Origin of the sequence: Cytobacillus sp. NCCP-133 (assembly GCF_026011715.1) — a bacterium.
Taxonomy (GTDB): domain Bacteria; phylum Bacillota; class Bacilli; order Bacillales; family Cytobacillaceae; genus Cytobacillus.
The window spans coordinates 14,555-40,170 of the sequence record NZ_BRVM01000018.1; the positions used below are offsets into that span (position 1 = coordinate 14,555).

Here is a 25,616-nt window from a genome sequence, read left to right on the forward strand (position 1 = left end):
TCTTAATTTATTGTTCAAACCATGACATTTATCATGTTTTGAACATGACACCTATGTCTACTAATAATTCTGAAAACCTTTTATCATAAGGATAACCTTATGTAGAAGGGAATTAAAAAATGACTTCTAAACAAAAACAACTCAACTTAAAAAAACAGATGGCACCTTATGAAAAATCAGATATAAAACGCAGTAGCACTCAGCTGATCAATACGATTGTACCGTTTATCCTGCTGTGGTTCCTTGCTTATAAAAGCTTGAGCATCTCATTTCTGCTGACACTGTGCATATCCGTTATTGCAGCAGGGTTTCTGATCAGAATCTTTATCATTTTCCATGATTGCTGCCACCATTCATTTTTTAAAAATCGAACAGCCAATAAAATTGTTGGGACAATTACCGGGATTATGACGATGTTTCCTTATCATCAGTGGCAGCATGATCATAACGTACATCATGCAACAAGCGGAAATTTGGACAAGCGCGGAACAGGAGATATTTGGACTCTGACAGTCAAGGAATATCAAGAGGCCACATTTGCAACCCGAGCAGCATACCGGATTTACCGAAATCCCCTTATTATGTTTGGACTAGGGCCGATTTATGTTTTTGTTATAAAAAATCGCTTTAACCGTAAAAACGCAAGAAAGAATGAGCGCATGAATACGTATCTGACAAACGCAGCTATTGTTGGCTTATATGCAATTATGTGCTGGGCAATCGGCTGGGAAGCTTTCCTGATGGTACAAGGACCAACCTTTTTAATTTCAGGCGCAGCTGGAATTTGGCTATTTTATGTACAGCACACTTTTGAAGATTCATACTTCGAGGAGGATGATAAGTGGGAATATGTCAAAGCGGCTGTGGAAGGGAGCTCGTTCTATAAACTTCCAAAAGTCCTGCAATGGCTGACAGGAAACATCGGGTTTCATCATATCCACCATTTAAGCCCGCGTGTTCCGAACTACAACCTCGACGATGCACATTATAATACAGCTGAGCTTCAAAATGTACCTACCATTACACTTTCAACAAGCCTGCAGTCACTCCGCTTCAGATTATGGAACGAAGAAGTGCAGAGTTTCACTGGCTACAGGACTGCTAAAAAAGCGGCTCTTATCCAAAAACAAAACAGAGCTGGCAAAACTGCCTCTGTGAAGCCTTAATTTCTTTGGCAGATATAACCATTATTTATAATCAATAACAGCTCCTTTGTGGTATGATGACAAAGGAGCTGTTTAGTTACATATAGCAAATGAGGTTTTCAAACATGTTAAAAAAATATTTTTCCTCTTTAAAAAGCTCGGGCATATCTCCATATATCTGGAGTGTTTTTAGCATTTTGCCGTTTTATTTTATATTCAGGTCTACCTCTAAAATTGAAATAGCCGTGGGGATTATACAGACAATCCTATTTTTTATATCATTACGCTTTGCATTCATATCACGGCAATGGCCTGTCTATCTTTGGACCGGTATTTTAATCAGCATTTCCATAACAATGGCCATTCTTTTTCAATTTGTTTATTTCGCATTTTATATCGCCTATTATAATGGACATATCAAAAACAGAATAGCCTTTTTAACTTTATATCTCATTCATTTGGTCGCTACTACCATTTCGATTAACTACAATTTTGTTACACAGGAACCTTTGTTTTTAAAGCAAATCCCGTTCATTATTATTATCTGGATCAGTGTTATTTTGCTGCCCTTTAACATATACAATCGAAAAAAACATGAAAAACTTGAGTTGCAGCTAGAGGATGCTAATAACAGGATCGCTGATCTTGTCAAGCAGGAGGAGCGGCAGCGGATTGCCCGTGATCTTCACGACACACTAGGCCAGAAGCTATCGTTAATCGGCTTGAAAAGCGATCTTGCAAGAAAGCTGATATACAAGGATCCCGAACAGGCAAAGGAAGAGCTGGTGGATATACAGCAGACAGCAAGAACTGCTTTGAACGAAGTAAGGAAAATGGTTTCCCAAATGAGGGGAATCAGGCTAAAAGATGAAATTGTACTTGTTAAACAGATTCTAAAGGCGGCTTCAATCGAGTTCATTGGTAAAGAAGAGATCAAATTGACCAATGTTTCGCTCTTTCTGGAAAACATATTAAGCATGTGCATGAAAGAAGCAGTTACGAATGTTGTTAAACATAGTAAAGCTACCGAGTGTCAAATCAGCATTGAACAAACTTGGAATGAACTAAGGATTTCCGTTCAGGATAACGGCATCGGCATGGACCCGTCTAAAGATATAGGAAAGGGTTCTGGACTGCTCGGCTTAGGGGAGCGCCTCGATTTTGTCAACGGAAGCCTTGAAATTATTTCAAATAATGGTACAACGGTTATAATGAAAGTACCAACAGTTGTAAAGCAACCGGATAAGGAGGAACGTTCATGATTCGGATTGTCATAGCAGAAGATCAGCGAATGATGCTAGGTGCCCTAGGCTCTCTGTTAAACCTGGAAGATGATATGGAGGTTATCGGCAAGGCTTCCAATGGGGAAGAAGCTATTTCCCTAGTTAAAAGCCTGCATCCTGATGTATGCATTATGGATATCGAAATGCCGGAAAAAAGCGGGCTGGAAGCAGCAGAGGAATTGAAAAACTTTGGATGCAAGGTTATCATCTTAACAACCTTTGCAAGATCTGGTTATTTTCAGCGCGCACTGAAGACTGGGGTAAGTGGATATTTATTAAAAGATAGCCCAAGCGAGGAGCTGGCTAATTCCATTAGAAGTATAATGACAGGCAAACGCATCTATGCCCCTGAATTAATGGATGATGTGTACGGGGAAGAAAACCCATTGACAGACCGTGAAAAAGAAGTGCTTGAACTCATAGCTGATGGTAAAAGCACAAAGGAAATTGCAGACAAACTCTGCATTAAAACAGGGACTGTGAGAAACTATATTTCTGTCATTCTCGATAAGCTTGAAGTAACAAACAGAATTGAAGCCATTACCCAATCCAAGAAAAAGGGCTGGTTCAAATAAAGTGAAACTTCTATTAGTGGGTAGCTTTATCCCACTGATCGTTAGTTGAGGCCCAAAGGTCAAGGAATGCTTCGTCAGCAAATCTTTTGGCACGAAGAAAAAATCAGTAGCTTTTTTTGCGGATAATCATCGCACGACCAAAAGCGACAGCAAAAGGACGGCAGCCATCTAGGCTTCGCCGTCCTTTTGCAATTTCTTCATTTCTTCCATTACAACAAAGGCCAGGTCATCATTCCCAAACATGGCAAGAACCCCCAGCAGAGTCTGCTCTGGAACTTCTCCAGCTTCTTCTTTTGGAACTGTCAGTTCTATTGCTTCTTGTAATGCTCGATTCTTTGCCTGGCCTGGGTAGGCCTTTAAATAGACAATTTCCGGATCCAAATCATGATTTTTACACCACTGGGCAAAAACAAGGATCATCATTTTTTCTTCGCCTTGATAGTTTTGGATGATCTTCTCTTCCAGCTGTTTTTGATTCATCATCATTCTCCTTATTTTTCAATATATAGTTATTATAAATTTAACTCAGCGCCTTTTCATCTTTGGAGAGCAATAAATTATGAACTGAATTTTCACCTTTTCTAATTAATTCATAATTTATTGTTAATTCATATTGACATTTAATCATGACGGTATCATAATATGAGAAAAACTTACAAAAACTTTCACAGGTAACTGCACTACTGCCTTGAAGTAGAAAAGAGCGAAAGGCAACCTTTTCATTCCAAATGGAAAACAGCTTTAAAATCCTATGACTATTATCAAGCCCATTGCCGGATTTTTAAACTGTTTAACATCCATATTGGTTGTTGCCGGGAAGCAAGCCCTTTCGTCCACGCTCGGAGGATGACTGGGCGTTTTTATTTACCCTCTTTAGAGCAGCAGGAACAGCAGGCATTAGGTTTTTAAATCATCTACAGATGGGGAGTAATGAAAATGACAAAATTTAAAATTGAAATCAATCGCACAACAGAGAAAAAACAGAAACCTCAATTTGAAAGCTTAGAGTTCGGAAAAAATTTCACAGACCATATGTTTGTTATGGATTACACAGCCGGACAAGGGTGGCACGATCCAAGAATCATTCCTTACCAGCCGTTAACACTCGATCCGGCAGCAATGATATTCCATTACGGACAAAGCGTTTTTGAAGGGTTAAAGGCTTACCTTACTAACGATAATGAAGTTCTGCTGTTCAGGCCAGAAAAGAATATGGAGAGATTGAACAAATCTAATTCCAGATTGTGCATCCCCGAAATTGATGAAGAACTTGCCCTGCACGCACTAAAAGAATTGATAGCAGTCGACCGCGAGTGGATCCCGAATGTCGAAGGTACTTCATTATATATTCGCCCGTTCGTCATTTCGACTGAACCATATCTAGGTGTTGCACCTTCTAAGAGATATAAATTTATTATGATCCTTTCACCTGTTGGCGCCTACTATAAAGAAGGCATAGACCCTGTAAAAATTGCAGTCCAAAATGAATATGTCCGTGCTGTAAGAGGGGGAACAGGAACAGCCAAGACCGGCGGTAACTATGCAGCCAGTCTAAAAGCGCAAGAACTTGCGAGTTTAACGGGATACTCACAAGTTTTATGGCTGGATGGAAAAGAAAATAAATATATTGAAGAAGTGGGAAGCATGAACATCTTCTTTAAAATGAACGGTGAAGTTGTAACCCCTGAACTGAACGGAAGCATTCTAGAAGGCATTACCCGCAGCTCTGTGCTTGAATTGCTTAAATACTGGAATATCCCATTTTCTGAACGCAGAATCTCCATTGATGAGATTTTTCAGGCACATGCAGATGGACAACTGGAGGAAGCCTTTGGAACAGGTACCGCTGCTGTTATCTCCCCAATCGGCGAGTTTTTCTGGGACAATAAGAAAATTATTATCAATGATGGGGAAACAGGTTCATTATCAAAGAAAATATATGACACTTTAACAGGCATCCAGAAAGGGATTAAACCGGATCCATTTGGCTGGAGTGTGAAAATTGAGGATAAAGAAGCTGCTGCTATAAAATGAATATAATTTTAAAAGGATCGGCTAAATGGCTGATCCTTTTTATTTTTAGGCATGAAAACAACCTGAATTGGGAAAATAAAAGGAAGAATCCAATTTGGAGAGGAGACGACAAAAATGGACAAGATTGAAGTCGGTGAAATTTTTACAATCAGTGATGAAAACGGACAAGAAATGGAAGTGGAGGTTTTGGCAACTGCAGAGGCAGAAGGCAATAGTTATGCTGCTGTTAGCTTTGTTGAAGATTTAGAAGAAGAAACAGAAGAAGATATTGACGTATTCTTCTTAAAACTAGATGAAGATGGTGACTTTGCTCCAATTGAGAGTGACGAGGAGTTTAAGAAGATCTCTGCAGTATTCGATGAAATGATCGATAAAGAATAGAAGAGAAGGGTTAGCTCCTTCTTTTTTTGTTACAAAACGGATTGGAAAAATAGGTGAGAGCATGAAAATATTATGCATTGATGGCGGGGGTATTCGGGGTGTCTTTGCTATTAGTATTTTAAAGAGCCTGGAAGAAGATTTTAAACAGCCTGCTGGCATTTTTTTTGATATGATTGCAGGAACCAGCACAGGTTCCATCATTGCATCTTCATTAATTCTTGATAAGAAAATGGACGAGGTTTTAAAGGGGTATGAATTATATGGAAAGAAAATCTTTGTCAAACAGGCAAAGGTCGGACTCCTTAAAAGTGTCTACAGCGATAAATATTTACGGCGCTTCTTTCATAGGGCATTCGGGGAAATGGAACTTTCCGAAATACATAAGCCGCTTTTGATTCCAGCTGTGGATGTTACACACGGAAAGCCGTTTGTACATCGGTCCAATTACGGCCACCCTGGAAATGATAGCCTTTCCATGAAGCTTTGGGACGCTGTTCTATCCTCCTGTTCGGCACCTGTGTATTTTCCTCCCAACAATATCAGCAATAGCTACTTATCCATAGATGGGGGACTGTGGGCTAATAATCCTTCGCTTGTTTGCATTACAGAAGCCATGCATTATTTTAAGGCGGAGCTGCAAAATATCAAAATCCTTTCTCTTGGTACCGGGCTCCAAAAGATTGATTTTACTATAGATCATAATAAGGATTGGGGAGTTAAGCATTGGCTGCCTTTTCAGCTGCCATCCATGAAAGTCACACCCAAATTGCTCGACCTTGCCCTTCATTTGTCTTCAGAATCTGTCACCTATCATTGTAAGCATCTTCTGGCAGATAATTACTTGCGCCTTAATGAGAAGCTTGGAGAGGAGATGCCCTTTGATGACATTGAATTTGTGGATGAACTGATTATGCTCGGCAGGCAAGTTTATAAGGATAGGCGGGAAGAAATCAAAAATTTTTTACTTTCATGAATAAGATCATTTGAAATATTGTCAAACAGCAGTAAGATAAGAAAAAATCAATATTTGCATGAACTGTTAAACGTAATTGAGTGCAAGTAAAGCCCAAATAAGAGGAGCATGTTGATTCCCATGCTCCTCTTATTTGGCCTATTCCTTAAAAGAATTCTTAACAGAATAGTATTTAATAGGGACAGTTTCTGTATTCATAAGGACCTCTGCAATTGCACCTGTAAGGCTATTAGGGCCACTGGCATCTAGGCCGACCTCCCAGATCATCATTCCCCCAAATCCATTATTCAAGGCCAGATTCGTTTTCTTTTGCATGGTGGATTCACCATTATAGTAGTAAGTTGTCCCGTTCAAATTGATATTATCTCTGCTGGCATATTCCGGATTGCGTTTAATAATGGCTTCATAAGAAACCTGCTTAATCGCAGGATCTTCAGGTTGAGCATAAAAAGGGACACCAAGAACCAGCTTGTTTTTAGATAAATTTAGTGAATCGAAGAGAGTTGCCCAGTAGTTTACGATATTTTCAGTAAAAGGAAAGGGCGACAGGTTTGAAGCATTGTAGCCGCCATCCCACTGACCGTCGTAAGCCATGATGTTAACATAATCAACTCGCTGAAACATGGAAGGTTCATAAAGGACAAATCCAGTCTCTGTTCCTGTAACACTATGAATTTTAGCGTGAACAGCAACAGAGAGTTCTTTCTCATTTGCATGCAGCCGTTTACTTAGATTATGGATAAAAGCAGAAAGATGTTCGGCATCCTTCTTGGATCGCGGATGCTCAAAATCTATATCAATACCATCAAGATTTTCTCTTTCAGCTATACCGGCAAGCTCATTTACCAGTTTGTCCCTAGAAGTGGGATCTGCCATTGCTACTTTAAAGTACTCATATGATTCCCCGCCTTTAATATGGAACCAACCGCCCACTGCCAAAATCGCTTTCGTATCTTGATTATGGGCATTTTTAACCATTTTGCGCAGATTATTCATTGCAGTATTACCATTAAAAGATAGGCTGCCATCCCTTTCTGGGTGGGCAAATGAAAAGATTATATGGGTCAAATTTGTATAGTCTATGGCATTCGGATCACGATAATCCTGAACATATCCAATTAGCACCTTTGAAGATATATCCGACAAATCCGGAGCATTCTTCTTAACAGGACTTTTAGCTGATTGAGATGCTGTCTTTGCCAGTTTGATAGATTGAGGCTGATCATTTTTTGTATAAAATATGCCTGCAGCAAAGCCGCAGGTAAAAATAATGGCAACCAAAATGATGATTTTATAGTTATTCATTAAATGTTATCCTCCGTGTTTCAATCCCTTAAAAGTGTAACAAAAAAGGGAGGAGACAGGGAGTGGTAATATCTTGCTTCCATACCAAAACCGAGGATTAAACAAGGTATAAAGATGCAAAATAGAAAGCTTCTAAAAATCGTATGCAGTGAATTAAAATATCCCCGGCATATGATGTTCATCACATATCAATCTTTTTTCATATGGTACATTGCTAATGAGAAGTATTATCAAAATTAATTCATTGATGTTTTGTTTACAGGGGGTAAGGGACATTGAGCGAAATGATTAATAACCGTGAGCACCAAATAAAACACAATCAGATCAACCGAAAGGACACCATGCATTCCAATCCGGAGGAACAGCCGGGACATCCAATCCACACATTTATCCGGGAAAATAGTGAAATTGATAAGCACCTGCGGGAAAAGCTTAAGGTCCATTTGGAAGCTTTTATCAATGAAGATAGTGAGGAAAATGTATATAAGCTACTCGAGGACTGCACTCTTTTGCTTGACCTGGACAAGCATTACAGCCGTAAAGAAAATCTGCTTTTCCCGTACCTGGAGAAGTATGGAATTTACGGTCCAACAAACAATATGTGGACTATTGACGATTTTATTAGGGACGGAGTTAAAGAAGCTAAGCAACTGCTGGCAAACTACACCGGGGACAAGCAAAAGATTATAAACGGGGTTCAATTTGTTTTTAATGAAGTAAGTGCCATGATTTACAGGGAGGAACATATTCTATTCCCTATGGCTTTAAAAAATCTGACTGAAGATGAATGGATAAAAATTGCACATGAAAGCGATGAGATTGGTTTTTGCTTGACAGGACCCGAGGCAAAATGGAAGCCTGAAAGGAAAGATATTGGCGAAAACGCCCTTTCAGAAGGATATATCAAAATGGAGACCGGCATTTTATCCTTAAAACAGCTGGAACTCCTTTTGAACCATCTCCCAGTTGATATCACTTTTATTGACCATGACGATGTTGTCCGCTATTTCTCTCATGGGAAGGAACGGATTTTCGCCAGGACCAAAGCTGTCATCGGCCGTACCGTGCAAAATTGCCATCCGCCGCGAAGTGTCCATATAGTAGAGGATTTGCTGAAAGATTTTAAGTCAGGCCAGAAAGATTCGGAAGATTTTTGGATCAAATTTAGAGATAAATATGTGTATATTCGATATTTTACAGTTAGGGACGAAAACGAATCCTACATTGGCACCCTGGAATTTACACAGAATATCAGCCCTATTCAGGAAATTGAAGGAGAAAAAAGGATTCTTTCCTAACGGCTAAAAAGCTAAAGAGCATTGATACGCTCTTTAGCCTTTTTTAATTTTGGATAGGTTATTGATTTTAAATGAAACCGGCTCTTCTATAATGAATTCCTCATCACAGTCTTTCGCTTTTGGCAATTTCTTTTTAACAATCTTTCCATCAAATTCAAGACTTTCTCCAGGCTCCAATTCAAACTTCTTCAGTGTTTTCGAGTGTGAACACCAGGCAAGTCTTACTTCTAAAGGCGCTTCCTGTTGAATAACAACACCCTCGAGAACCACTACTTCGTCATTCTCTTCATTAAAATGGTTCCAGCTTAAAGCAAATTGTTTTACCTTTGCAGTAAAGTGAACCTTTTCAGTTGGAATCTCCAATGCTGGCTGCTTTTCTTTCTTTATTTTATTGGCAGAAGGTTTTTTCTCTGGTGTCTCTTCTGATTTCTTTTGGTCTGCAGAAGGCTTCTCTTTTTCTCCTTCCTGTTTCTGTTTAGAGATTAAGGAAGTTGAACTGCTAAAGTGTGCTGTCAAAGCTTTACCAAAGCTGGGAGACTGCATCTCCTTTAAATACGCAGGGTGGATACAGCTTAAATTCCCATCCTGGAATTCGATCACAATGGTATGAAAATCCCCTGATTGCCCGTACGCCAGATAACCTTTGACTGTAACAAGGCGCTGATGGGTTTTTTCTTTATACCAAAATTCTTTTTTGACTTCTATCGTCGTCGATAGTCCCCACTCCCGGACCATCTTTTCATAGTGGGCATCATCTTTAAATGTTTCGTATTTACATTTGGGCGGAAAATAGGAAGTGTTTGCATCTTCAATATGAGGCAGTGTAGTAGCCAAACTGTCCACATCCTTTCCTGAATATTTTAATGGCCAAATGAGATAAAATCAAAAAAGATGGAGGTTATTGCAGATAAATTTTGAATATAGTTAATAATTTTAGAATGACAGCGATTTCTGTAAAGGAGTTTAGAAGATGATTACATACAAAAATAGAAATGAAGTACCCGAGAATGAAAAATGGAATCTGGAAGATATTTATCCGAATTTGGATAATTGGGAGGATGACTATCAGCAGGTTGAAAAAATAGCAGAAAAACTGAAGCAATTTGATGGCCAAATAACGAATGGATCGTCTTTGTATCAATATCTTGAACAAAAAGAAAAGCTTTCCTACTTATTTAATAAGCTTTACGCCTATGCCATGCTTAAAACAGACGAAGACACAAGAGTGACGGAATCTCAATTCTATGTGGACAAAGCTAAGCAACTAAGCGTAAAAATCAGCTCGTACACCTCATTTTTCATGCCTTTTCTGTTAAGCCTGGATGAGGGAACGCTAAAGGGCTATATTGCACAAGAGAAGGGCTTGAAATACTTCGAGGAAGACCTGCTTGAATCTTTTCGATACAAACCACATGTCCTCAATAAAGACAAAGAAGAGGTCCTTTCACAGCTGGGTGAAGCACTATCAGCTCCCAGCCGTACGTTTGGCATGATCAATAATGCTGATATGAAATTTGGGGAAGTAACCGGTGAAGACGGGAAAAGAGTTGAACTGACCCGAGGAATGTATGCAAAAATCCTGGAAGACGAAGACCGTGCAAAGCGCAAGGAAGCGTACAAGGCGTATTATCAGCCTTACGTCCAGCTGAAAAACTCGATAGCATCCACTTTGTCTGCAGCCATTAAAAACAATGTCACGATGGCTAAAATCCGGAACTACCCATCCGCTCTGGAAAAAGGACTGTTTGGAGACAAGGTGCCAAAAGAAGTCTATGAAAATCTGATAGAAACAACCAAAAAAAATATCAAGCCTTTGCATCAATATACCAGAATCCGCAAAGAAAAACTTCGCCTTGAAACATTGCGCCAATATGATATGAATGTACCTTTAGCAGAAGGCGTTAAGCTTGTTATAACGTATGAAGAAGCCTACGAGACCATGTGCAATGCCTTGTCTCCTTTAGGAGCAGATTATATCAGCATTCTAAAGGAGTTTAAAACGGACCGCTACATCGATGTTCGCGAAACCCCAGGGAAGCGGTCAGGCGCTTATAATTTAGGCATTTATGGCGTTCACCCATATATTTTGCTGAATCACCGTAATGATCTCGATAGTTTATTTACACTTGCACATGAATGCGGGCATGGCGTACACAGCAAACTGAGCTCTCAGCATCAGCCTCAAATCACAGCCCGGTACAGCATCTTTGTCGCTGAAGTAGCTTCAACAGTAAACGAAGTATTGCTGATCAACTACTTATTAAACAACGAAAAAGACGAATTGGTACGGAAGCATCTTCTGAACCATTTTATTGATCAGTTCAAGGGAACTTTTTTCACTCAAGTCATGTTTGCCGAGTTTGAGATGAAGACGCATGAATTGGCAGAAAAAGGACAGCCGCTGAATGCTGACGTATTCAGCCGGATGTATGAGCGTTTATTTCGTGAGTATAATGGGAATGAAATCGTGTTTGATGAAGAAGTCAAATATGGCTGGTCCAGAATCCCGCATTTCTACCGCCCATTCTATGTTTTCAAGTATGCGACCGGTTTTGCATCAGCTATACACCTGGCAACAAAAATTCTTGAGGGGGATCCAGAAACTCTTAAGTGCTACCTTGAATTTTTAAAAAGCGGAAGCTCGGATTATCCGCTTGAGCTTCTAAAAAAAACGGGTGTAGATTTGACAACTCAATACCCGATTGAAAACTCACTCAAAAAGTTCCGCGAGCTAGTAGAGGAATTCGGAGAACGATAAGGAAATAAGACCGGTCTGCTTCAAAGGTATAGGAAGCAGACCTTTTGATTTTTCCCCGTATCTTTTGCTATATGCTATATAAATAATAGACAGAAAGAAATTTTCCTGCAATAATTGATGCAGACTTTTAATAGATCCATTAATAAATAAACTCAATGGCAAAGGATGAAATCATGAAAGTACTTCTGGCAAGTCCGAACTTTCACCAGCCCAGAGGGAATACTGTCACTGTTCAACGCATATCCAAGGGACTTGAAAAGCTCGGCATAGAGACTGAAATAATAAGTATGACAAAAGACATAAGAATGTCCAACCTGCCCCACACAGACATCGTTCATGGATTCCATGCTTACCGGTTCGGCAAATTTATTGAAGGGTTAGGCAAGATTCCGGAAACCTACATGGTTACAATCACTGGAACAGATTTAAATATGGATCTTTTTGATGAATCTAAAAGAGTAGATGTCATTCGGACACTAATCAATGCATCAGCCATCCATGTGTTCGATGAAGAAGCAAAGCTTGTCCTGTCCAATGAGATTGCCGGAATTCAAGAGAAAATATTTGTCATTCCTCAGGGGACTGTTACATTTCCAGTAACTTCACTTGATTTTAGGAAGGAGCCCGGCACCTTTTTATTTGTTCTTCCTGCAGGCATCCGCAAAGTGAAAAATATCCCATTCGCCATCGAGCAGCTTGAATATCTATATATGAAGAAACCTCATATTCGCTTATGGATAGTGGGACCTGTTATTGAAGAAGATGAGGGGCAAATTGTTAAAGATCTGGCAGATAAGCATAATGATTGGGTTCAATATCTGGGACAGGTACCTCATAAGCAGATGGGAGAAATCTATAAACTAGCAGACACGGTCTTAAACACCTCCCACTCAGAAGGCCAGCCTGCAGCTATTTTGGAAGCAATGGGCTACAGTGTGACCGTACTGGCATCCAATAATTTAGGCAATAGAAATATCATTGTGAATCAAGAAACGGGTTTTATCTATACTAATCCGATCGAATTTCTTGATTACGCAGAAAAACTAGTGAATAATTACGAAATGAGGACTAAAATTGGGCAGGCTGCTAAATTCTATGTAGAGTGTAATCATTCCTCTGAATACGAAGCAAGAACATTGCAGAAAATCTATAAGAGTATTTTAGGAAAGTCCCCATGCAAAGGAGAGAGAAACATGTCGAGAGAAGAAATTGTTAAATTAACTTCCCTATCCTCTAAAGGCGGTTGAGGATGCAAAATTGGTCCTGAGGACCTGGCGCAGGTTCTGCGTCATTTGCCAAAGTCTTTACCTGATCCAAACCTGCTAGTAGGACTGGATACTTCCGATGATGCAGGCGTATATAAAATTAATGATGATACTGCACTTGTTCAGACACTTGATTTCTTTACTCCTATCGTTGATGACCCATATATGTTTGGTCAAATTGCTGCCGCAAATTCATTAAGCGATATATATGCAATGGGCGGAAAGCCGATCACTGTCATGAATATTGTCGGCTTCCCAATTAATAAATTGGATAAAAGCATTCTGGCAGACATATTGGCAGGGGCATCAGACAAAGTAAGAGAATCAGGGGCTGTCTTGGTTGGCGGGCACTCCATTGACGACCAGGAACCAAAATTCGGTTTATCTGTTACAGGGATTGTTCATCCTGGGCGTGTACGAACGAACGCGGGAGCTAAACCTGGTGACAGACTGATCTTAACGAAGCCAATTGGTGTCGGGATCCTTACACAAGCGATTAAGAAAGACATGCTTGACGAGGAAGGCATTGACCTTGTAATGGATGTGATGGCTGCTCTAAATAAAGATGCTGCCGAAGCGATGGATCCATACAGCGTTAATGCTTGTACAGATATTACTGGTTTTGGATTGCTTGGACATGCCATGGAAATTGCGAAAGGAAGCTGCACCGGCATTACCATCGACAGTAAAGCAGTACCTGTCCTTCCAAAAACAAGAGAACTTGCTGAACAGAATGTCATTCCTGGCGGCTCCAAAAAGAACCATAAGTGGCTTTCAGAAAACGTTCATTATGAGAATATCGACGAAGTAGATCAATGGATCCTTTGTGATGCAATTACATCCGGTGGCCTGCTTATCACGGTGCCTGAGGCCGAAGCTGAATCTCTTCTCAAGGCTCTTTATGATAAAGGGGTACATTCAGCTGCCATTATAGGAAAAGTGACAGACGAACAGCCTGGATGTATTACAGTTATCTGATAAAAAGGACTCGTACAGGGTCCTTTTTATCTTCATTTAGACCTGTATCTTTTTATCATTTTATAAGGAGGTAGAGACATGAAGAAATTATTATTGCTGGTTGTTATTTTGACATTAATGCTTTTAACCGCATGCGGTGGAAATGAATCAGAGAACACAAAAGAAAGTAAAGAAAAAACAGGTGAAGCTTTTACAATTGGTGTCATTCCGGTTCAAACGGAAGGATCCATGGAAGGTGCCATGGAGAAATTACAGTCAACTCTATCTGAAAAACTTGATCGCGAGGTAGCGGTTGAAGTCTACCCAGATTATAACGGTGTTGTTGAGGCAATGAATTACGACAAGATTGATATGGCTTACTTTGGGCCATTAATTTATGTAGTTGCCCATGAAAAAAGCGGTGCAAGAGCAATCATTACGCAGCTGATAGACGGGGAGCCATTTTATTACTCTTATATAATTACACACAAGGACAGCTCGTGGAATTCACTTGATGAAGTACTGGAAAATAGCGGCGAAGCGGACTTTGCCTTTGGTGACATTAACTCCACTTCCGGATCTTTAATTCCTTCTATCGAACTGAAAAACCGTGGAGTTTATGAATCTGAAGATACGCATAGTTTTAAGTCAGTCAGATTTACTGGTTCTCACGATGCAACAGCATTGGCTGTCCAAAATAAACAAGTTGACGCAGGCGCTATCGATAGTGCCATATATAATCAATTAGTTGAATCCGGGAAAGTGGATGGCGACAAAATCAAAACGATTTGGCAATCAGAAAAGCTTTTCCAATATCCTTGGGCTGTTCATAAAGATACGGATGAAGAAACCATTACCGCTCTTAAAGAGGCATTCTTAGCCATCGATGATCCTGAAATCCTCGAAGCATTCGGCGCAAGCGGTTTTACTGAAGCAAGCAATGAAGATTATGAAAGCATTCGCCAGGCAGCTCTTAAAGAGGGAATTATTAAAGAATAGGGCTGATTATATTGTGGTTTAAAAAGCGGAGCATTATCTCTTACGTTCTGTTAGCCTTATTTCTTTATATAAGCATGAAGCTTACAGAATTTGATTTATCAAAATTCAGGGATTTTCGGAATATGATTGATTTCCTGTCACATTGGTTTCCAATGGATTTCTCCCTTCTACCAAGAATCCTCAAAGACAGCCTGGAAACACTGGCAATGGCATTCCTGGGAAGCTTCTTCAGTTTGCTAATTGGTCTGCCATTAAGCTTTTTAGCTGCCAAAAATACAGCGAGATCGCCATTTGTTTATCATTTAACCCGAGTAGGACTAAGCTTTGTACGATCAATCCCTGAAATTGTATTTGGCTTGATTTTATTAACGGCACTAGGTCTCGGACCTTTTCCGGCAGTGCTCGCCATTATGTTTCACAACATTGGTGTATTGGGAAAATTAATATCAGAGCTGATAGAGGCCTCAGATCCAGGTCCGCAGGAGGCTATGAAAGCGGTTGGAGCGAAAAGCTGGTTTGCTTCCCTTTTTAGTATCCTGCCGCAAATCTGGCCGAATGTTTTATCTAATTATTTCTATCGGTTTGAGGTAGCAATCCGTACTTCGCTTATTCTTGGTTTTATTGGTGGTGGAGGCATTGGCCAAAGGCTTTTTAATGACTTTAAAACGTTTCATTATACCGCTGTGTCGCTTGATGTACTAGTAATCATGATCATCGTTATTCTGGTAGACTTTTTCGGAAGCTATGTAAGGAATCGAGTAATCTAAGGGAGGACAGACAGATGATTGAGATTCGGAAAATTACAGTCCTTTACCCTGGTATGAAAGAGAATGCATTAAATTCTATTAACCTCACACTCCAAAATGATGATTTTATCTGTATTCTGGGCAAAAGCGGGGCAGGGAAGTCGACGTTAATCCGCTGCCTAAATGGACTCCAGACCCCCACCTCAGGTGAGGTTATCTGGGATGGCCTGTCACTATCCTCTTTAAATGAAGAGCAGCTCCGAAAGGTCAGGAGGGAGATGGGAATGATTTTTCAGCATTTTAACCTAGTACCCAGATTGACCGTTTTACAAAATGTGCTGACTGGCATGTTTGGTTACAGGAGCAGCTTTAAAAATCTGATGGGCTGGTTTACTGCTGGAGAAATGGATCAGGCTAAACAAGTTATTCAGGAGGTCGGATTAATCGATTTCATGGACCGGAGAGTGGAGCATTTAAGCGGAGGACAAAAGCAGCGAGTAGGCATTGCCAGGGCCTTGCTGCAGCAGCCACGTGTTCTCCTGGGAGATGAACCTGTTGCCAGCCTTGATCCCGGTACTTCTGACCGAATCTTTAATCTGCTGCAAGAAATGCATCTTAAGCATAATTTGCAGACCGTCATAAATGTGCATGATGTCCAATTAGCCAAACGCTATGCTACAAGGATAGTCGCTCTTAAAGACGGGGAAATTGTCTTTGATGGGAAACCGGATGAGTTTACAGATGAAATGTACGTATATACGTATGATTCCTTTGGATATAGCAGAATGCCATATACAGTGACGACCTAGAGGAGGTATTGAAATGGCAAACTGTCCATGAGTGGTTGATAGCTCGAACGTCGTGTACGCTTCGAATGATTCAGATATCCTGTTATTTAACAAGCGTGAACCCTTAAAGAAAACAGTTACTTTAACATTTGACGATGGACCTGGCAGAGTGCTGCCGGAAATCCTCGATATTCTAAAAGATGAAAAGGTACCGGCCATCTTCTTTTGGCAATCAAGACTTCTATATCCAAGCCGCCCTTGGATGAGGGTGGTAGATGAAGGTCATATTATAGGAACCCATTCAACTAAGCATGTGAATCTTGCAAAGGTGGTGCAGTATAAACAGCTACAAGATCTTCAATACAGCAAACAAAAAATTGAATCGATTACTGGACAGGAAGTAAAATACTTTCGGCCCCCATTCGGTCAGTTTAACAAAGATACGATTTCTGCAGCACAAAAGCTTAATTTAAAGACAGTAATGTGGAGAATCTCCTCGATGGATTGGGAGCTAAAAGAAAGACCGGAGCAAATCATTAAAAATGTTATTGATAATCTTGAAGCTGGTGCCATTATTTTGTTGCATGAACTTCCGCAGACCGCGGCAGTTCTTTTAGATTTAATTTCTGAGATTAGGAATAAAGGGTACGAGCTTAGCCTCTTAAACTGAATCCTATAGCATTATGCTATAGGATTTTTTGCTATTTGAAGACAATCATATATTATTGACATTAGAAAAATATTATGGTATTTAATTATTGGGTTAGCACTCATACGACCAGAGTGCTAATATAGAGATTTCAGTATTTAAAAGGAGAGGTTGATATGGAAAGGAAACAGTTTCAGGCAGAGTCTAAAAGATTATTGGAAATGATGATCAACTCCATCTACTCTCAGCGAGAGGTATTTTTAAGGGAGCTCATTTCCAACAGCAGCGATGCCATCGATAAAATTTACTACAAAGCGCTGACAGATGACTCATTAACGTTTGATAAAGATAGCTATTACATAAAGGTTATACCTAATAAAGAAAACAGAACCTTAACGATCAAGGATACAGGTATAGGGATGACAAAGGAAGAGCTGGAGAACAACCTTGGAGTCATAGCAAAAAGCGGTTCTCTATCATTTAAGAAAGAAAATGAAACCAAAGATGGCCATAATATTATCGGCCAATTTGGAGTAGGCTTTTATGCTGCTTTCATGGTAGCCGATGTCGTCACAGTCATCAGTAAAGCACTCGGAAGCGATGAAGCCTATAAATGGGAATCAGAAGGAGCGGATGGTTACACTATCAATCCGTTTGAAAAAGATATCGTAGGCACCGAGATTATCCTCAAGATGAAAGAAAACACCGAAGAAGAGAACTACGACGAGTATATGGAAGAGTACCGCTTGAAATCCATTATAAAAAAATACTCTGATTTCATACGCTATCCGATCAAGATGGATGTAAAGAACCGAAAATTAAAAGAAGGTACAGATAGTGAGTATGAAGAAATTACTGAAGAGCAAACCATCAATAGCATGATTCCAATTTGGAGAAAAAACAAAAACGAACTGACTGAAGAGGACTACGAAAAGTTTTACCAGGAAAAGCATTATGGCTTTGATAAGCCGTTAAAGCACATCCATATTAGTGTAGATGGTACGATCCGCTATAATGCAATTCTATTTATTCCTGAAAACAGCCCCTTCGATTATTACTCAAAAGAATATGAAAAAGGGCTTGAGCTTTATTCAAATGGCGTGTTAATCATGAACAAATGTGGAGATCTGCTGCCAGACTACTTCAGTTTTGTAAAAGGCATGGTGGATTCAGAGGATCTTTCATTAAATATCTCGAGAGAAATGCTGCAGCATGACCGCCAACTGAAGCTAATCGCCAAAAACATCAGCAAGAAAATTAAAAATGAATTGCAAAGCCTGATGAAAAATGAACGGGAAAAATACGATCAATTCTATAAGTCGTTTGGCAGACAGATAAAATATGGTGTATACAGCGATTTTGGGGCAAATAAAGAAACTCTTCAGGATCTATTAATGTTCTACTCCTCCAAAGAGAAGAAAATGGCCTCACTTGAAGAATATGTTTCACGAATGAAAGATGACCAAAAGTATATTTATTATGCTGCAGGCGAGTCCTATGAAAGAATTGAAAAGCTTCCACAAACTGAGCTGGTGGCTGATAGAGGTTACGAAATTCTTTATTTCACAGAGGACATTGACGAATTCTCCATTAAAATGCTTATGTCCTATAAAGACAAAGAATTTAAATCTGTTTCAAGCGGCGACTTAGGCATAGAGGAAGAAAATCAAAAGCCAACTGAAGCAGAAGAAAAAGAAAACGAAGAGCTTTTCAGCACCATGAAGGAAATACTCGCCGGAAAAGTGACCGATGTAAGAATATCAAAAAGACTGAAAAGCCATCCTGTCTGCTTATCAGCAGATGGGGAAGTAACCATCGAAATGGAAAAAGTACTCAGCATCATGCCTGACAGCCAAAATGTAAAGGCAAATAAGGTACTGGAAATCAATCCAAGCCATGAAGTATTCCAATCCCTAAAAAATGCACTGGAAAAGGATCAAGATAAATTAAGCTTATATACGAATCTGCTATTCAACCAGGCGCTATTAATAGAAGGCCTGCCAATAACTGACCCTGTTGAGTTCACGAATAATATCTGTAAAGTGATGGTTTAGCCCCTCCAAAAACAGCCCGAGACAGAGGGCTGTTTTTTTGGACCCAAACTCCATTTTACACAGCATCCCCTAACAAAATATACATTTAATTCCAAGAGAAAAATATTTACTTAAGGTTACATTAATAGTGTATGGCTGGATATGCTTTATTAATTAAAATGCACTAAAATAATGAAAAATGGAGGGAAATCATGCAGCATGGGAAAGCATAAAGTTTATTGCAAGTCTTGTCCTTTTGTTTGTCATTCTTGGCCTTTTTTATAAAATGAGCTTTGTAAATGTATTTCTAATTTCAGCTGTTTTGGGAATCGTTTCATATGTATTAGGCGACATGGTTATTTTGCCAAGAACCAACAATACAATTGCTGCGGCAGCTGACTTTGGACTGTCATTGATACTTATCTGGTATTTAAGCTCCATTTTAACCTACGGTAATAATCCTTTTACGATGTCGTTAGTTACATCGGCAAGAGTAGCCTTATTCGAGTACTTTTTCCATGGTTATTTAGTGAAGAACCTAACTGAGGACAGTACGGAGAAAGGAACATTTAACCAAGGAAACCTTCGCTATAACACGGAAGCTTCTGAGGAATTGGCACCTGTAAAACCAGACGTTAGAAGTGATGATAAAGAGTAAAGCAAAGCTGGCATTAAGACTCCCTGTATTCAGGGAGTCAAAAAATACATTCCAAAAGAAATTGGGAAGGAGATTCGCATGTCTGTTTTCGTTTATCAAACCTTTGAAGTAAAGCAGGATCAATTCGTAGAGGCATTAAAAAATTTGAGAATGATACAAAGCTACCGAAATGAAAATTATGATCATAAAGTTGAGCTTTTATCCCCAATATCTGGAGCGGACCATTCCTATGCCTTTCTATGTACATATGAAGGACTTGCGGAAATGGAACTTCAAAACAAAAAAATGTTTGAAGATGAAGAATACAAAAAGCTTATTGAGCAATTTTTTCTGGAGGATATTGTGCAGGGAAGCATGAATACCCAGCTGTTCCGATCAGTGACAGGGATGAAGAGTGATAGTTCAGAAAAAGATAAATAAATGGATTTGAAAAAAGACCTTTGCATTAACAAACGGAGGCCGATCACCATAAGGAATCGGCTTATTCATTTGGTTGTTAAAATAGAGATGCAAAAGATAACAGCAAGTTAACAATGCATAATAGAGGAGGTACACCATGGATTTTTTTCTTCCAAGCGGAGATTCTTCAAAAGGAAGTGAATCCGGAGATTTAAAATGGTGGCAATTATCACTAATTGGTGTCGGATGTACAATCGGTACCGGATTTTTTCTTGGATCCGCAATCGGTATTAAAATCACCGGACCCTCCATTGTATTTTCATTCATATTAGCGGCAATCGGAACGTATATCGTGTATAATTTGCTGGCAAAAATGACAGCAGAGGACCCGCAGGAAGGCTCCTTCTGTTATTATGCCAATAAAGCATATGGCAAATGGGCAGGATTTAGCTGCGGCTGGAATTATTGGAGTTCAAACATTTTAATCATGGGGAGCCAATTAACTGCGCTTTCTATTTTAACGCGTTTCTGGTTTCCGCATATTCCTCTCTGGATTTTTGCAGCAGGATACGCCGTTCTTTCCATCATTGTCGTTTTAACTGGCAACAAGGGCTTTGATAAAGTGGAGGACCTTTTCGCTGTAATTAAAACAGCTGCGATCATTATGTTTATCATATTGGCTATAGCATCACTAACAGGCATAATAGCTGGGAATGCCAAGCACCCGGGATTCCCAGGGGTAGCTGGTGAATGGTTTCCCGAAGGCCTGAAAGGGTTTTGGTCATCTTTAATTTATGCTTTCTATGCATATGGGGGAATTGAAGTAATCGGGCTAATGGCTACAAGGTTAAAGCAAAAGGAAGACGCGCCAAAAGCTGGAATTATTATGCTCATTGTCCTTGTAATCATATATGTTATTTCCCTTGGTTTAGCCGTCTATATGGCCACACATGGGGCTTTCAATGAAAAAGAAAGCCCTTTTGTCACAGCAATGGATAAATACCATCTGGACTTTTTTCCACATGTGTTTAATGCTGCAATCATTATTGCAGGCTTTTCTACTATGACTGCCTCTTTGTTTGGAGTCACTGCATTGCTCGTTACATTAGCCAAAGATGGAGATGCGCCTGCTGTTTTTTCGAGAAAAATTAAAAAATGGAAGGATCTCCCTTTACCTTCACTTGGGCTGGCAACTGCCGGCTTAATCGCCTCAATCGTCACGGCTTTGCTGCTTCCTGGTAAAATTTATGAGTATATCACGACAGCAGCAGGAATTTTAATCTTATTTAACTGGTCTTTCATTATTATCTCTGCACTGCGGATTTTAGAAAATAAGATATTTGGAAAAATAATGGCGTTTGTGGGTTTAATATTGATCTTAATAGCTGTAAGCGGCACGCTACTGGAAAAGTCGATTAGATTTGGCTTCTTTGTCAGCTTAATATTCGTATCCGTTATTGCGGTGATTGCTGTAATTATGCAGAAAAAGGTATGGAAAAACAAAAGCCAGGGGAGTTGTTAATAGAATAGAAGCAACCAACACCAGATTTTCTATGGTGTTGGTTTGAGTTTTAAGATAAAACTCTTTTACAGAGTTTAATGGAGGGAGGAGAAGTTTTATTTCTGGATGTAATAAATTCAGCTGGAAATGTCATAACTTTTTTAACAAAAGGTTTCTATTTTAAATATGGTGACAATTTTTGTAAGACTTGATTTAGCTTCTCAGCATTTTTTTCATACATTTGCTGAGCTTTCTTAGAATCAGTCTGCAAAGAGAAAATTTCCATGTCTGCTGCACATTTTTTTATCATAGCTAAGAGAAGTGGACGCTGCTGAGGAGCAGGAACATTAATGGTATCATCATAAACATCAACCGTTAATTCCCCATATGAATCAATTTGGCCCAGGAATACATTATCAAGTGTTAATCCGAGTTTTTCCACCTCCATATTTAGCCATTTTCTTGTTTTTCCGGATACAGATAGTGGATCGTTTAGTATTTTCCCATCCATAATCACCGTTTGCGGCTCTTTTTCCTGTGGCAGGTTCAAATTAAGATCTTTCGGAGTTAGAGGCTGATTTTCTTTTTTAAGCATAATACTAAGATCACCACGGGGTTCTAAAACCGCAAACTCAACATCCGCTGCTTTAAAAACCTTTTGTTGACGCAGTAAAGAAGATAAATCATCAATTGAGTATCTTTCTTTTTTGAGATTGTCTTCTAATATTTTTCCATCTTTAATAAAAACCGTTCCCTTGCCTTCAAAGAAATCACGAAAACTTTTGCTTTTAAGTGAAAGAATATCTGCAAATAGAGTAACAAGGCCAAAAATCATAATAGAAAGGATGCCGCTTGCCCAATGATTATCCAGTCCCATAATGATTTCTCCCGCAATACTGCCAATTGTAATTCCAGCAACATATTCAAAAAATGAGAGCTCAGATATTTGTTTTTTTCCTATAAGTTTTGTAATGACGAACAATACTCCAACAAACAAAAGGGAACGGGCACCTATCAGGAGCCAATCAGGCATATTTTCATCTCCATTTTTTTAATTAGGTTTATATTGTGGTTCTTCAAATTCAATAACCTTTTTCCGATCCTCAAGATCTTTTTTTACTTCGCCAATTTCCAACATTGCTTCATGAAAGAGACGTTGAGCTTCCTCGTCCAAAGAAGTTAAGGAAAGGCTAGATAATTGGGCTTCAATAGAACGAATTGCAGCCAGACTTTGATTCACATTCGAAGCAATTGTCATATCAAATCACACCATTCAAGTTAAGTATAGAAAACGGGCTGGCAAATGCCAGCCTGGATTTGTTTATTGATTATATTGTGGCTCTTCCTGCTGAATCTCCTGCAGCCTAGGTTCCAGGCTTTCAATAATGGATTGTGTTTGCTGTGCAGCATTCTGGTACAGCTGTTTAGCATTTTGGTTATCAGTAGCAAGAGCAAAAGTCTCAAAGCTGGCCTGGGCACTTTTTAGCCCAACGATTGCTTGTTTCACTTGAGTACCAACTGTCACCGTCAATTCCTTCTTTCTATATAAGAATATTTACACAAGTATTATGTCTTTTTTTTTAGTTTGATATGTGATTGAATATCCTTGTCTTAATCCCAAAAAAAGCAATATTTAACTAAATAAATAGCAGTAAACCTACACAAGGTCCCCAAAAAAATTGCCAGCATATTTGTATTCGTGCAAGTGAAAATTAAGAATCGGAAGAGAAAATCGCTCTTCCAAAAATGCTTTTAATAAGGGAGTGCTTGCTGTTGAACAACTGGATATCAGCGCTTTTTAATAATATGGGCGACATGCGCAAGCCCTTGATGAATATGATAGGCAAAAAAAGAAAAAACAACTGGGGGGGATGGCTATGGGGATCATTGCTTAGCCTAATTTTAAGTACAGCAGCATATACATTCACACGAACAAGGAATCAAAATGGAAATGTTCATCCTATGCAGCAAATCATGAACAGCTCTGGAATGGGGAATGCATTTCAAAAGCAAAATCTGGCAGGATTAACTGAATTTGCGGATGAGATGGGGTTTGAAAAGAAGAAGCAATAGCCAAAAGTGCCCACATAAATGTGGGCACTTTTGGCTATTAGACTAAAACATGCGTTCGGTGTATGAAGAGAGATTTACACTGGCTAGAAATCTCGGTAGGAATTTATGGAGATTATTAAGATGTATTAAAGCGGAATGAGTTTTAAAATGCTCCAAAGGGAAAAACCACCTACCTAAATTAGCAAAGATCCTATATAATGATGCTGTTGAACACGTAGCAACACAAAAAAAAGTAAATAGGATGAAACATTCAGTCATCAAATGAAGGGTGAGCTCTAATGTGGCAATTAGTTAATGGTAAATTAATTCAAAAAACAGATGAATCAAGAATAAAATTTCGAACCAATATCAGCAAGGCAATTCTTGACCATTTAGACACCTTAGCAAAAGATTACGATACACATGTAAATTACCTACTTGAAAGTGGATTGCAAACCGTTTTAGATCAAGGCGTAATTACATACGATAAAAAAGTGAGACCACAAGATCGAGTGCAATATAAAACAACATATGACAAAGTGCTACTAGAAAAAGTGAAACTATTCGCCAAAGCACACCAATTATTTATCAATGATGTCATTGAATACAGCGTTAACCATATCGATTTTGAAAAGATAAAAAGCAGCGGCTACAAAAACAGAGTAGAGTAGCTATAGCTGCTTTATTTCTTCATTTCATAAAACGCCCCGAACATAATATATATTATAGGAAGTTACAAAAAAATGAAATTGACTGTCTCATTATCTAAGTATACTTAAGATAGTGAGATAAAATAAAAATTTTAGCTTTTTTGATTTAATGCAAAAAATTCATAAATCTGTTATCAATTTACTTTTGTTTTATATTGGATATTTGTATAAACAATCCTGGGCTGACAATTTTCCAGTACCGGTCAATCTGAGTAATGTGTTGTCAGGATTTTGAATTTAGATAGTGATTTTGCGACTTCTTCAAACCCTAACATAATCCCCCTGCTATTTTTAAAACTTTTATCTTTAGTTAACATAATATTATTATTTGAATCTTGACTGCATTCAAACCCAAATTTTCCGTTTGTTTATTCACTATCCTGCGTGCTGTTAAAAAATATCTTTGCAGCATCCTTCTTTTTCTCATTATTTTTCACATTCTTCCCCTTCTTTCCATCCGATTCATAGCTTAACTTTAAGGTATTTTCTTCTTTTTTCTTCATCACCAACACTCCTTTGCTCCTATGGTTTGTTTTGTTGGATTTTTTATTCCGCTAAAATTAACAACACAGCAGACCCTATTTTTTGTCAAACTGGCTGCAATGCGGCTTTAAGATATTGTCTTGGTGTACCATAATAGAGAATCTTGCTGAATTGCGGATACACCGATTCAAAGTGTATAAAGATAGGCGAATCAAGCAGCCATGGATAGTTAGAATAAAAGTCTTTATCTCCATACACTATCGCAGTAAGCGCCAGATCCAATTCTTTTTGGAAAATCAAAAATCTTATTTTAGAGTATTGTTCATCAAACTCCCCGCCGCTGATATACACCTTGCCGCTTAAGACATACTGTCCCATTTGAGGCAGCCACTCGGCAAAAACTTCATCACGGAATTTGGGGTTTATGTCATTTACATCGTAATAGCTTCCTACCGCAAGAAATAATTCTCCTGTAGCATCTGAATGCGTAAGTGTGTATTTCCTGCGATCAACTGGCCTGAATTCCGTCGCAGTAGGCAAATATTTAACCGAAAGCTTGGATGGATAAAATTTGCTCATAAAAGCGCCCCCCATATACCTATTTCCATAAGATAGTATATGGGA

Annotated in this window: 28 protein-coding genes and 1 pseudogene; 20 read left to right on the forward strand and 9 right to left on the reverse strand. The window is 39.0% G+C overall.

Annotated elements, in window-relative coordinates; translation table 11 throughout:
* Positions 1-119: 119 nt before the first annotated feature.
* The 3 genes from NCCP133_RS17340 to NCCP133_RS17350 all read left to right on the forward strand — a co-directional run bounded on the left by NCCP133_RS17340 (position 120) and on the right by NCCP133_RS17350 (position 3,003).
* Positions 120-1,166, forward strand: coding sequence for a fatty acid desaturase (locus NCCP133_RS17340; RefSeq protein ID WP_264806357.1), 1,047 nt, complete (start codon positions 120-122; stop codon positions 1,164-1,166).
* Between the two features lie 104 nt (positions 1,167-1,270).
* Positions 1,271-2,407 (forward strand): sensor histidine kinase, encoded by a 1,137-nt coding sequence (locus NCCP133_RS17345; RefSeq protein ID WP_264806359.1) that lies wholly within the window; start codon positions 1,271-1,273, stop codon positions 2,405-2,407.
* The gene (locus NCCP133_RS17350; protein WP_264806361.1) at positions 2,404-3,003 is read left to right on the forward strand and encodes a response regulator transcription factor; all 600 of its coding nucleotides are present in this window, start codon (positions 2,404-2,406) and stop codon (positions 3,001-3,003) included. Before NCCP133_RS17345 ends, NCCP133_RS17350 begins: the two co-directional genes overlap by 4 nt.
* 168 nt (positions 3,004-3,171) lie before the next feature.
* Here NCCP133_RS17350 and NCCP133_RS17355 read toward each other — a convergent pair whose 3' ends face one another.
* Positions 3,172-3,483 carry a hypothetical protein gene (locus NCCP133_RS17355; protein WP_264806362.1) on the reverse strand — a complete coding sequence of 104 codons (312 nt, stop codon included), beginning with the start codon at positions 3,481-3,483 and terminating at the stop codon, positions 3,172-3,174.
* A 456-nt stretch (positions 3,484-3,939) separates the two neighbouring features.
* Between NCCP133_RS17355 and NCCP133_RS17360 the strand changes: the two genes are divergently transcribed.
* The 3 genes from NCCP133_RS17360 to NCCP133_RS17370 all read left to right on the forward strand — a co-directional run bounded on the left by NCCP133_RS17360 (position 3,940) and on the right by NCCP133_RS17370 (position 6,391).
* The gene (locus NCCP133_RS17360; protein WP_264806363.1) at positions 3,940-5,037 is read left to right on the forward strand and encodes a branched-chain amino acid aminotransferase; all 1,098 of its coding nucleotides are present in this window, start codon (positions 3,940-3,942) and stop codon (positions 5,035-5,037) included.
* A gap of 114 nt (positions 5,038-5,151) precedes the next feature.
* Positions 5,152-5,418, forward strand: a complete 267-nt coding sequence (locus tag NCCP133_RS17365; RefSeq protein ID WP_264806364.1) for a DUF1292 domain-containing protein — start codon at positions 5,152-5,154, stop codon at positions 5,416-5,418.
* Positions 5,419-5,479: 61 nt separating this feature from the next.
* On the forward strand, positions 5,480-6,391 hold the full coding sequence (locus NCCP133_RS17370; protein ID WP_264806365.1) for a CBASS cGAMP-activated phospholipase: 912 nt from the start codon (positions 5,480-5,482) through the stop codon (positions 6,389-6,391).
* A gap of 138 nt (positions 6,392-6,529) precedes the next feature.
* On the opposite strand, the gene NCCP133_RS17375 is transcribed toward NCCP133_RS17370, so the two are convergent.
* The gene (locus tag NCCP133_RS17375) at positions 6,530-7,696 is read right to left on the reverse strand and encodes a glycoside hydrolase family 18 protein (protein WP_264806366.1); all 1,167 of its coding nucleotides are present in this window, start codon (positions 7,694-7,696) and stop codon (positions 6,530-6,532) included.
* Positions 7,697-7,971: 275 nt separating this feature from the next.
* On the opposite strand from NCCP133_RS17375, the gene NCCP133_RS17380 reads away from it, so the two are divergent.
* Complete coding sequence (locus NCCP133_RS17380; RefSeq protein WP_264806367.1) at positions 7,972-8,994, forward strand: DUF438 domain-containing protein; 1,023 nt, start codon at positions 7,972-7,974, stop codon at positions 8,992-8,994.
* A gap of 33 nt (positions 8,995-9,027) precedes the next feature.
* Here the strand turns inward: NCCP133_RS17380 and NCCP133_RS17385 are convergent, their stop codons facing one another.
* The gene (locus NCCP133_RS17385) at positions 9,028-9,837 is read right to left on the reverse strand and encodes a hypothetical protein (protein WP_264806368.1); all 810 of its coding nucleotides are present in this window, start codon (positions 9,835-9,837) and stop codon (positions 9,028-9,030) included.
* A gap of 127 nt (positions 9,838-9,964) precedes the next feature.
* On the opposite strand from NCCP133_RS17385, the gene pepF reads away from it, so the two are divergent.
* Positions 9,965-11,752 carry an oligoendopeptidase F gene (gene pepF / locus NCCP133_RS17390; RefSeq protein ID WP_264806369.1) on the forward strand — a complete coding sequence of 596 codons (1,788 nt, stop codon included), beginning with the start codon at positions 9,965-9,967 and terminating at the stop codon, positions 11,750-11,752.
* On the opposite strand, the gene NCCP133_RS21995 is transcribed toward pepF, so the two are convergent.
* A complete protein-coding gene (locus NCCP133_RS21995; protein WP_442874287.1) occupies positions 11,726-11,914 on the reverse strand; it encodes a DUF2949 domain-containing protein in 189 nt (62 codons plus the stop codon). The two genes, pepF and NCCP133_RS21995, sit on opposite strands and share 27 nt — an antisense overlap.
* Before the next feature lie 269 nt (positions 11,915-12,183).
* On the opposite strand from NCCP133_RS21995, the pseudogene NCCP133_RS17395 reads away from it, so the two are divergent.
* The 10 genes and pseudogenes from NCCP133_RS17395 to NCCP133_RS17440 form a co-directional block, all read left to right on the forward strand.
* Positions 12,184-12,879 (forward strand): annotated as a pseudogene (locus NCCP133_RS17395) (glycosyltransferase); the annotation flags it as partial.
* 66 nt (positions 12,880-12,945) lie between these two features.
* Positions 12,946-13,995 (forward strand): selenide, water dikinase SelD, encoded by a 1,050-nt coding sequence (gene selD, locus NCCP133_RS17400; protein ID WP_264806417.1) that lies wholly within the window; start codon positions 12,946-12,948, stop codon positions 13,993-13,995.
* A gap of 78 nt (positions 13,996-14,073) precedes the next feature.
* Positions 14,074-14,973, forward strand: coding sequence for a phosphate/phosphite/phosphonate ABC transporter substrate-binding protein (phnD, locus tag NCCP133_RS17405; protein WP_264806370.1), 900 nt, complete (start codon positions 14,074-14,076; stop codon positions 14,971-14,973).
* A gap of 11 nt (positions 14,974-14,984) precedes the next feature.
* Entirely contained in the window at positions 14,985-15,740 is a 756-nt protein-coding gene (gene phnE, locus NCCP133_RS17410; protein ID WP_264806371.1) for a phosphonate ABC transporter, permease protein PhnE, read from the forward strand.
* A gap of 14 nt (positions 15,741-15,754) precedes the next feature.
* The gene (gene phnC / locus NCCP133_RS17415) at positions 15,755-16,528 is read left to right on the forward strand and encodes a phosphonate ABC transporter ATP-binding protein (protein ID WP_264806372.1); all 774 of its coding nucleotides are present in this window, start codon (positions 15,755-15,757) and stop codon (positions 16,526-16,528) included.
* 31 nt (positions 16,529-16,559) lie between these two features.
* Positions 16,560-17,177 (forward strand): polysaccharide deacetylase family protein, encoded by a 618-nt coding sequence (locus NCCP133_RS17420; protein ID WP_264806373.1) that lies wholly within the window; start codon positions 16,560-16,562, stop codon positions 17,175-17,177.
* 155 nt (positions 17,178-17,332) lie between these two features.
* Positions 17,333-19,210: a molecular chaperone HtpG gene (htpG, locus tag NCCP133_RS17425; protein WP_264806374.1), complete on the forward strand. Its 1,878-nt coding sequence runs from the start codon at positions 17,333-17,335 to the stop codon at positions 19,208-19,210.
* A gap of 178 nt (positions 19,211-19,388) precedes the next feature.
* Positions 19,389-19,847 (forward strand): YndM family protein, encoded by a 459-nt coding sequence (locus tag NCCP133_RS17430; RefSeq protein ID WP_264806375.1) that lies wholly within the window; start codon positions 19,389-19,391, stop codon positions 19,845-19,847.
* A 78-nt stretch (positions 19,848-19,925) separates the two neighbouring features.
* Positions 19,926-20,267, forward strand: coding sequence for a hypothetical protein (locus NCCP133_RS17435; protein WP_264806376.1), 342 nt, complete (start codon positions 19,926-19,928; stop codon positions 20,265-20,267).
* Positions 20,268-20,403: 136 nt separating this feature from the next.
* Positions 20,404-21,768 (forward strand): amino acid permease, encoded by a 1,365-nt coding sequence (locus tag NCCP133_RS17440; RefSeq protein WP_264806377.1) that lies wholly within the window; start codon positions 20,404-20,406, stop codon positions 21,766-21,768.
* A gap of 154 nt (positions 21,769-21,922) precedes the next feature.
* Here NCCP133_RS17440 and NCCP133_RS17445 read toward each other — a convergent pair whose 3' ends face one another.
* From NCCP133_RS17445 to NCCP133_RS17455, 3 genes are all read right to left on the reverse strand, one after another.
* Positions 21,923-22,780: a DUF421 domain-containing protein gene (locus tag NCCP133_RS17445; RefSeq protein ID WP_264806378.1), complete on the reverse strand. Its 858-nt coding sequence runs from the start codon at positions 22,778-22,780 to the stop codon at positions 21,923-21,925.
* 18 nt (positions 22,781-22,798) lie between these two features.
* Positions 22,799-23,005, reverse strand: coding sequence for a DUF1657 domain-containing protein (locus tag NCCP133_RS17450; protein ID WP_264806379.1), 207 nt, complete (start codon positions 23,003-23,005; stop codon positions 22,799-22,801).
* Positions 23,006-23,068: 63 nt separating this feature from the next.
* Positions 23,069-23,272 (reverse strand): DUF1657 domain-containing protein, encoded by a 204-nt coding sequence (locus tag NCCP133_RS17455; RefSeq protein ID WP_264806381.1) that lies wholly within the window; start codon positions 23,270-23,272, stop codon positions 23,069-23,071.
* A gap of 248 nt (positions 23,273-23,520) precedes the next feature.
* Here NCCP133_RS17455 and NCCP133_RS17460 point away from each other — a divergent pair, with 248 nt between their 5' ends.
* Both NCCP133_RS17460 and NCCP133_RS17465 read left to right on the forward strand, forming a co-directional pair.
* Positions 23,521-23,820, forward strand: coding sequence for a hypothetical protein (locus NCCP133_RS17460; protein WP_264806382.1), 300 nt, complete (start codon positions 23,521-23,523; stop codon positions 23,818-23,820).
* Positions 23,821-24,098: 278 nt separating this feature from the next.
* Positions 24,099-24,470 (forward strand): rRNA methyltransferase, encoded by a 372-nt coding sequence (locus NCCP133_RS17465; RefSeq protein WP_264806384.1) that lies wholly within the window; start codon positions 24,099-24,101, stop codon positions 24,468-24,470.
* Positions 24,471-24,877: 407 nt separating this feature from the next.
* On the opposite strand, the gene NCCP133_RS17470 is transcribed toward NCCP133_RS17465, so the two are convergent.
* Together NCCP133_RS17470 and NCCP133_RS17475 are read right to left on the reverse strand one after the other, a co-directional pair.
* Positions 24,878-25,012 carry a hypothetical protein gene (locus NCCP133_RS17470; protein ID WP_264806385.1) on the reverse strand — a complete coding sequence of 45 codons (135 nt, stop codon included), beginning with the start codon at positions 25,010-25,012 and terminating at the stop codon, positions 24,878-24,880.
* Positions 25,013-25,097: 85 nt separating this feature from the next.
* Positions 25,098-25,571 carry a staygreen family protein gene (locus tag NCCP133_RS17475; RefSeq protein ID WP_264806387.1) on the reverse strand — a complete coding sequence of 158 codons (474 nt, stop codon included), beginning with the start codon at positions 25,569-25,571 and terminating at the stop codon, positions 25,098-25,100.
* Between the last annotated feature and the right edge of the window lie 45 nt (positions 25,572-25,616).

Excerpts from the sequence above, each read along its gene's own strand:
- NCCP133_RS17340 (WP_264806357.1), top strand. The coding sequence starts at position 120 with ATGACTTCTAAACAAAAACAACTCAACTTAAAAAAACAGATGGCACCT.
- NCCP133_RS17345 (WP_264806359.1), top strand. The coding sequence starts at position 1,271 with ATGTTAAAAAAATATTTTTCCTCTTTAAAAAGCTCGGGCATATCTCCA.
- NCCP133_RS17350 (WP_264806361.1), top strand. The coding sequence starts at position 2,404 with ATGATTCGGATTGTCATAGCAGAAGATCAGCGAATGATGCTAGGTGCC.
- NCCP133_RS17355 (WP_264806362.1), bottom strand. The coding sequence starts at position 3,483 with ATGAATCAAAAACAGCTGGAAGAGAAGATCATCCAAAACTATCAAGGC.
- NCCP133_RS17360 (WP_264806363.1), top strand. The coding sequence starts at position 3,940 with ATGACAAAATTTAAAATTGAAATCAATCGCACAACAGAGAAAAAACAG.
- NCCP133_RS17365 (WP_264806364.1), top strand. The coding sequence starts at position 5,152 with ATGGACAAGATTGAAGTCGGTGAAATTTTTACAATCAGTGATGAAAAC.
- NCCP133_RS17370 (WP_264806365.1), top strand. The coding sequence starts at position 5,480 with ATGAAAATATTATGCATTGATGGCGGGGGTATTCGGGGTGTCTTTGCT.
- NCCP133_RS17375 (WP_264806366.1), bottom strand. The coding sequence starts at position 7,696 with ATGAATAACTATAAAATCATCATTTTGGTTGCCATTATTTTTACCTGC.
- pepF (WP_264806369.1), top strand. The coding sequence starts at position 9,965 with ATGATTACATACAAAAATAGAAATGAAGTACCCGAGAATGAAAAATGG.
- phnD (WP_264806370.1), top strand. The coding sequence starts at position 14,074 with ATGAAGAAATTATTATTGCTGGTTGTTATTTTGACATTAATGCTTTTA.
- phnC (WP_264806372.1), top strand. The coding sequence starts at position 15,755 with ATGATTGAGATTCGGAAAATTACAGTCCTTTACCCTGGTATGAAAGAG.
- htpG (WP_264806374.1), top strand. The coding sequence starts at position 17,333 with ATGGAAAGGAAACAGTTTCAGGCAGAGTCTAAAAGATTATTGGAAATG.
- NCCP133_RS17430 (WP_264806375.1), top strand. The coding sequence starts at position 19,389 with ATGGAGGGAAATCATGCAGCATGGGAAAGCATAAAGTTTATTGCAAGT.
- NCCP133_RS17435 (WP_264806376.1), top strand. The coding sequence starts at position 19,926 with ATGTCTGTTTTCGTTTATCAAACCTTTGAAGTAAAGCAGGATCAATTC.
- NCCP133_RS17440 (WP_264806377.1), top strand. The coding sequence starts at position 20,404 with ATGGATTTTTTTCTTCCAAGCGGAGATTCTTCAAAAGGAAGTGAATCC.
- NCCP133_RS17445 (WP_264806378.1), bottom strand. The coding sequence starts at position 22,780 with ATGCCTGATTGGCTCCTGATAGGTGCCCGTTCCCTTTTGTTTGTTGGA.
- NCCP133_RS17450 (WP_264806379.1), bottom strand. The coding sequence starts at position 23,005 with ATGACAATTGCTTCGAATGTGAATCAAAGTCTGGCTGCAATTCGTTCT.
- NCCP133_RS17465 (WP_264806384.1), top strand. The coding sequence starts at position 24,099 with ATGTGGCAATTAGTTAATGGTAAATTAATTCAAAAAACAGATGAATCA.
- NCCP133_RS17470 (WP_264806385.1), bottom strand. The coding sequence starts at position 25,012 with ATGAAGAAAAAAGAAGAAAATACCTTAAAGTTAAGCTATGAATCGGAT.
- NCCP133_RS17475 (WP_264806387.1), bottom strand. The coding sequence starts at position 25,571 with ATGAGCAAATTTTATCCATCCAAGCTTTCGGTTAAATATTTGCCTACT.